Source organism: Pseudoalteromonas sp. S1612 (genome assembly GCF_005887175.1).
Lineage (GTDB): Bacteria > Pseudomonadota > Gammaproteobacteria > Enterobacterales > Alteromonadaceae > Pseudoalteromonas > Pseudoalteromonas undina.
The window spans coordinates 1-7,206 of sequence record NZ_PNDH01000045.1 but is presented as its reverse complement, the minus strand read 5'-3'; the positions used below and the strand labels follow the sequence as shown (position 1 = coordinate 7,206).

The 7,206-nt window shown below is 42.1% G+C and carries 5 protein-coding genes; 1 reads left to right on the top strand and 4 read right to left on the bottom strand.

Going from position 1 to position 7,206, the window contains the following annotated elements:
* Positions 1-248: 248 nt before the first annotated feature.
* The 4 genes from CWB78_RS15265 to CWB78_RS15250 all read right to left on the bottom strand — a co-directional run bounded on the left by CWB78_RS15265 (position 249) and on the right by CWB78_RS15250 (position 5,277).
* Entirely contained in the window at positions 249-779 is a 531-nt protein-coding gene (locus tag CWB78_RS15265; protein ID WP_055012455.1) for a DUF4124 domain-containing protein, read from the bottom strand.
* Between the two features lie 135 nt (positions 780-914).
* Positions 915-1,655 (bottom strand): phosphoadenylyl-sulfate reductase, encoded by a 741-nt coding sequence (locus CWB78_RS15260; protein WP_054202789.1) that lies wholly within the window; start codon positions 1,653-1,655, stop codon positions 915-917.
* 42 nt (positions 1,656-1,697) lie between these two features.
* On the bottom strand, positions 1,698-3,395 hold the full coding sequence (gene cysI, locus CWB78_RS15255) for an assimilatory sulfite reductase (NADPH) hemoprotein subunit (protein WP_109875674.1): 1,698 nt from the start codon (positions 3,393-3,395) through the stop codon (positions 1,698-1,700).
* Positions 3,396-3,462: 67 nt separating this feature from the next.
* Complete coding sequence (locus CWB78_RS15250; protein WP_109875673.1) at positions 3,463-5,277, bottom strand: assimilatory sulfite reductase (NADPH) flavoprotein subunit; 1,815 nt, start codon at positions 5,275-5,277, stop codon at positions 3,463-3,465.
* 297 nt (positions 5,278-5,574) lie between these two features.
* On the opposite strand from CWB78_RS15250, the gene CWB78_RS15245 reads away from it, so the two are divergent.
* On the top strand, positions 5,575-7,185 hold the full coding sequence (locus CWB78_RS15245; RefSeq protein WP_138596339.1) for an endonuclease: 1,611 nt from the start codon (positions 5,575-5,577) through the stop codon (positions 7,183-7,185).
* Positions 7,186-7,206 lie beyond the last annotated feature (21 nt).

The following is a 7,206-nucleotide window of genomic DNA, read 5'->3' as shown; positions in this document are numbered from 1 at the left end:
TGTAACCTAGTGGGCTAAGTAAAAGCCGAGCAACAAAGAGTAAATGGCCCCTAGGCAGAACCCTTCGGGCAGCGCCTGTTTGGCATTGATGCTGCGTTATCACCTATTTATGGGGAATAACCACACGACATAGGCTCTGCCTTGCCTAAACACCAAACAGACTGCTGCAAATTTAACCTTGAAAGATCAACAGACCCTAGTGGAAGCAGAAAAGCGTTATTTGAAGACACAGCAAAAACACCTCAAAACTAAAAGCCGCTAAAACTTTCGACCTCTTTACTGCGTTGCTCTATTCTCTTTTTAGCTTTTTCAGCATCTTCAAACAGCTTATTAATTGATTCACTGTTGTATATCGCTGGTGCTCGCTGAGGAAAAGGCTTTACTGCTGATTTAGCACTGCCACTCAAAATGGCGGTATCTTCTGCAACCACGACATTAATATCGGCGGGGTTAAGCTTTACCACTTCGCTTTTACCATTCTTGTTTGGTACATCTGAGAAATGCCATTGTCCTTGCTCGTCTTGCCATTTATAAATTGGCTTAGGAGTTTCTGTCTCAAAGGTAGCCCCAGTGATTTTTTCACCCGCTGTGGTAATTGCTGAGGTAATACTATCTAACGCGCTAGATGAAAGCGCTATCATTTCATTCTTGATCTCTGTTGATTCATTATAAATATGAGAGGTGCTTAGCCAAGGCTGGCCATTGGGTTTTTTAATATAAAACAATAAGATAACAGCAATTATCATCACTGACACTGCTAAATAGGTGAAGTATTTCATAGCGTTCCTGCTGTGTGTTTAATCCATCATCACAACCAATATAATAAAAAAGAATCAATTCAGCAAATATTAAACAATAAAAAACGCAGCAAAGGCTGCGTTTTTTTCATTTTATAGCTTTGAATAATAAGGTAATTAAATTCCATCACCATCAATATGTAAGCCACATTCACGGTTCAAGCCAAAAAAACGGGTTTCCTCTTCACTCATGCCGGGCTCTAGTTTACGCGTGGTGTGCACATCCCCCATCGACACATAACCTTGCTCCCATAATGGATGGTATGGCAAATTATGCTTTGTTAGATACTGATATACATCGCGATTATTCCATTCAATAATGGGATACACTTTTACCGTACCTCGGCTTATTTCTAGTACTTGCTTTTCAGCACGGCTTGAGGATTGATCTCGACGTAGGCCACTAAACCAAGTGCTCGCATTTAGCTCCTTTAAAGCGCGTGTCATTGGCTCTACTTTATTGAGCTGGTTGTATTGCTTAATGCCTGCCTCACCTAGCTCCCATAATTTTCCAAATTTAGCCTCTTGCCATGCAGGGCTCAGCTGCGCTTTATACACTTTTAGGTTAAGTGATAACTGCGAAGTCATTTGCTCTATAAACTGATAGGTTTCTGGAAATAAGTAGCCTGTATCGGTTAATACCACAGGTATATCTGGGCGCTGTGCAGTCATTAAATGCAACATAACTGCAGCCTGAATACCAAAGCTCGATGATAAAAACGCAGTGTCAGGCAAATTTTCAAGTGCCCATGCAACGCGCTGCTCTGCGCTCATGTCAGCCAGCAAACCGTTCGCATCAGCTAACATAGCCTGTTGGCTTTGCTTATCTAGCTGTAATATGTTTTTAAATTCACTCATGGTCAACTTTAAACCTCACCAGCGCTTTGCGCTGCTTTTAAATTATGCGTAAAAATCGGTAACGGATACTTTTACTTCTGCAACAATACCTTTGCGGATCACAAAATCACCAAAACATTCGCCATCATCACGTTCACTAACCCATTGCCCAATGAGTTTATCGAATGCTTCTAAGTAAACCTCTTCGCCAACATTTTCAAGGTAAAGCTTTGGAATACGTGTACCCTCAGTATTCCCCCCAAGGTAAACGTTGTACTTACCTGGGCCTTTGCCGACCAAGCCTGCTTCTGCTAGCATGGCACGACCACAGCCATTCGGACAACCAACTACACGCATAATAATGCTGTCATTTGGCACCCCGTGTTTGGCTAATAAGCCTTCTATTTTTTCAATTAAACTCGGTAAGTAACGCTCAGCTTCGGCCATAGCTAATGGGCAAGTTGGCAATGCCACACACGCCATTGAATTTTTGCGTTGCTCAGTGTCCTTATCGTCAATCAAACCATGATTGCGGGCTATTTCTTCAATTACTGCTTTTTGATCGGCCGGTACACCGGCAATAATTAAGTTTTGATTTGCCGTCATCCGAAAATCACCTTGATGAATTTCTGCAATTTTGCGACACCCTGTTTTAAGCGGCTTATCTGGGTAGTCTAAAATACGACCGCTTTGAATAAATAAGGTTAAGTGGTGCTTACCATCAATGCCTTCTACCCAACCAATACGATCCCCTCGGTGAGTAAACTCATAAGGGCGGCTTGGTGCAAAGTTCACGCCTGCGCGCTTTTCAACTTCAGCTTTGAATACTTCAGTGCCAACACGATCGAGTGTGTATTTAGTTTTTGCATTTTTACGATTTGAGCGGTTGCCCCAATCACGCTGAACAGATACCACGTGCTCAGCAATTTTTAACGTATCTTCTAGGCTAATAAAGCCAAAGTCGTCCGCTTTACGTGGGTAGGTTGCTGTATCGCCATGGGTCATCGCCAAACCGCCGCCTACTAGCACGTTAAAACCAACGAGTTTGCCATCCTCAGCAATCGCCACAAAGTTTAAATCGTTAGCATGTACGTCCACCTCATTATTAGGTGGGATCGTCACTGTAGTTTTAAACTTACGCGGTAAATACGTTGAACCTAAAATAGGCTCTTCTGTAGTTTCAGATTTTTCGCCATTGAGCCAAATTTCAGCGTATGCCTTCGTTTTAGGTAATAAGTGTTCAGAAATTTTTGCCGCCCACTCGTAGGCCTCTTGATGTAACTCAGACTCAACCGGATTGGTAGTACATAATACATTACGGTTAACATCACCGGCGGTGGCAATAGAATCAATTCCAACACTATTAAGCAATTGATGCATACCTTTAATCTCAGGTTTTAATACACCATGAAACTGAAATGTTTGGCGAGTAGTTAAACGAATACTGCCATAACTGGTTTTATCACCAGCAAATTTATCAATTGCAAGCCATTGCTCTGGCTTAATAATACCGCCAGGCATACGTGCGCGAAGCATCACATTATGCAGTGGCTCTAGCTTTTGTTTAGCACGTTCAGGACGAATATCGCGATCATCTTGTTGATACATGCCGTGAAAACGAATTAACTGGAAGTTATCGGCGGTAAAACCACCTGTGATCTCGTCTTTTAAATCTTGCTCTATGGTGCCACGTAAAAAGTTGCTTTCTCTTTTCAAACGCTCGTTATCAGAAAGCTTTACGTTTTTATCTTGTTCGCTCATGTTTAATCCTAAATTTGTTACAGTGACGGCTGTTAGCGTTATTTTTTATAAAGTAAGCAATGTGCACTTAGTACACGTCTTTCTGATAGCGATTTGCGCTTCTTAAGTCTTTTAAGTACTGCTCTGCGTCTTCATAGCTTTTACCAGTGTTTTCGCTAATGATATCAACTAAGGCATTGTGCACATCTTTTGCCATGCGGTTAGCATCGCCACACACATAAAAATGAGCTCCCGCTTCTAACCAATCAAACACTTCTTTTGAGTTTTTACGTAACTTGTCTTGTACATAAACTTTTTCTGCTTGGTCACGGCTAAACGCCACATCAACCTTACTTAGTAAACCTGACTTTAAATACCCTTGAATTTCTACTTGGTACAAGAAGTCTTGAGTAAAGTGTGGGTTACCAAAAAACAGCCAGTTTTTACCTGTTGCTTCTCGTGCATCACGCTCTTGTAAAAAGGCGCGAAATGGCGCAATACCAGTACCTGGGCCAACCATAATAATTGGTGTGTCATCGCTTACTGGTAAGCGGAAGTTATCGTTATGTTCACTGAATACTTTTACTTTACAGCCTTCTTCTGCGCGGCGTGCTAAGTACCCTGAACAACCACCTAAGTGCTCTGTGCCAAACGCTTCAAACTCAACCAATGCAATAGTTAAGTGCACCTCATCTTCAACCTCAGCTTGGCTAGAGGCAATTGAATATAAACGTGCTTGTAATTTACGCAGGCAATCAACTAGTGTTTGCGCTTCTAATTTAGCTGGGTTTTGTGCAACCACATCAAAGATTTGACGAGGCTCAATGTATTCGCGCATTGCGCCTTTATCTTCTACTAGTTTAAGCAGCTCAGGCGTGCCTGTAGCCGTGGCGTACTTTTCAACAAACCCAGGGTAGGATTGTGTTAGCTCTAGTTTTTCAATTAAGGCATCACGTACGCTGAGTTCTTCATCGCCAAGTTTAACGCGGCTAGTTGGATCAATTTGCGTTTGCGCTAGTAGCTCATCTACACGGGCTTCATCATTTAAAAAGTAAATACCGAGTGAATCACCAGGTGTATACGTAATGTCTGATCCTTCTAGTGAAATTTCAACATGGCGTACATCTTTGGTTGAATCACGACCGGTAATTTTTTGCACTAAGCTTAGCTCTGCCGCAAACGGATTTTGCTTTGTGTACTGACTAGCCGCTGCTGCAGGAGCGCCAAATGGCATAGAAACAACTTGACCGCCTGTCGCACCTTGCTGGGCTTTTAAGTCTGGTTCAAACGCATTTAATGCGCCCTCAATCCAAGTGGCTGCTTCGTCATCATAATCAACGTCTAGGTCGGCGCGTTGATGAATAACCTCTGCACCTAATTTAGTTAAACGCTCTTCAAAGTCTTTAGCGGTTTGGCAGAAAAATTCATAGCTAGAATCACCTAAACCTAATACTGCAACTTTGACACCATCAAGCTTTGGCGCTTTTTTAGTAATTAAAAATTCATACAGTGTTTCGGCGTCTTCTGGTGGCTCACCCTCGCCGTAAGTCGATACAACAACGGTTAAAAACTTTTCTTTTTTCAGGGCTGTCGGTTTGTAATCTGACATACTAACCAGTTTTGTTGCTAAGCCGCGAGACTCAGCTTGCTCTTTAAGTTTAGTCGCCACCGCTTTAGCATTACCTGTTTGCGAACCATATAAAATGGTCAACGCTGCCGCTTCCGAGGTTGCGGGTGTAACTGAAGCTGGTGCGCCTAGCGCTGCAGAATTAGCATTAGCAGCTAAGTAGCCGCTAACCCACGCTTGCTGAATTGGATTAAGTTCAGCCACTAAACCTTGTAGCTTTTGTACTTGCTCTTGCGAAAGCGGACTTGCTAGCGCATTGAGTTGACCTAACAACATGAATTTTTCCTCATAACCCTGAACGTTAAACACAATGCTTGTTCACATTGTTTAAAATGAGTGCCACCTCACTCAGAAAGTTCTGTTGAGGTTAATTGAGTATGCAGGATAGCCGCCTAAGCATAGATAAAAAAAGAATAGAATCTGCTTTGATATTCCATTTAGTTATTAAGTTACCTAAAAACCTGCGAAATAGACCTAAAAGGGTTTTATTGTCTTTTATGAAATTTTAATTTAACAATTTTGTAACTTTAATGTTCTAAGGTATATTACGCAAAAATATAAATAGGAACACCTATGTTACACGGTATATATAAAAACAAATTACTTTTGAGCACCTTGTTATTATCCTCATTACCCGCGATGGCTAATGTGGTTAATGGCAACTTTGAACAATACAGTGGCAACACCCCAGATTCGTGGACAGTGATTGATAGCGGTATTAACGTATCTGCCAACAGCACAGTCGTAAGCACAGGCTCACAAGCAGCAGCGATTAGCGTTAATACAGGCACACAAAGCAATACTGATTTTTTGCAGCAAGTCGCTGTTGAAATGGGTAAAACTTATGAGTTCTCAGTAGATGTGTATCATACCGAAGGCCATCTTAAGGCGCGTTTGTTGATAGATGGTTATCAAGGCTATTCAAATCCAGCACAAACCAACCAATGGCAAACCATTACTTACAGCTACACAGCCGATAGTAATAAAACCATTGATGTCGGCTTACGCTTTTATGATACAACGGGATTTGATGGTAGCGAGTTAGTTTATGTTGATAACTTCTTGCCTAGTAATGACAGCAGTGGCTCTCCAAGCTGCGCAGATAACGGCCTTACTTTTAGCCTAACCACAGATAACTACGGCGAAGAAACCAGCTGGCAAATAGCGCACAACCAAACCGGTGTCGTTGCAAGCGGAAGTGGGTATGCTGCAAACACCCAATATACCGAACAATTATGCGTAGCCGATGGTGAGTATACATTTACTATTAATGACAGCTATGGCGATGGTATTTGCTGTTCATATGGTAGTGGTAGCTACGCCTTGAATAATGAAAGCACATTGCTCGCCAGTGGAGCTAGTTTTCAAACAACCGAGGCTACCGCTTTCTCATTAGGAAGCACTGAGCCAACACCGACGCCAACCGGCTACTATGTGACAACTCAAGGCTTGTCTGGTTACACGCTAAAAACTGAGCTTTATAACATTATTAATAATCATAATGCTCAGGGGTATTCCGCTATTTGGAATTTTTACGACGCATCGGCGCGTGATAAATACTATGAAAACGATAATAGTATTTTAGATATGTACAGCGAGAAGCCCAATAGCTCTGATAGCTACACATACACAGCCGTTAGCGATCAATGTGGCACCTACAGTGGTGAGGCAGATTGCTACAACCGAGAGCATTCGTTCCCTAAAAGTTGGTTTGGTGGAAAAGTTGAACCGATGAACTCTGATGTTCATCATATTTACGCCACTGACGGTTATGTAAATTCAAAACGAAGCAACTTCCCATTCGGTGAAGTAGCAAGCGCTTCGTTTACCTCAACCAACGGCAGTAAATTAGGCTCTGCAAGTAATACGATTAATTACAACGGTACTGTGTTTGAACCTATTGATGAATTTAAAGGTGACTTTGCTCGTGCTTATTTTTACATGGCAACCCGTTATCAAAACGTAATTGGTGCTTGGCAAAATAACACCGCAGCTAGTAATGACGTGCTTAATGGCACCAGTACCCAAGTATTTGAAAGCTGGGTTGTGGCCATGCTGTTAAAGTGGCATAACAACGATCCTGTTAGCCAAATGGAATTAGACCGCAACCAAGCAGCGTTTGAATTTCAGGGAAACCGTAACCCGTATATCGATCATCCTGAGTTTGTAGAGATGATTTGGTAAAAGGCTTCGGGCTTCGGGCTT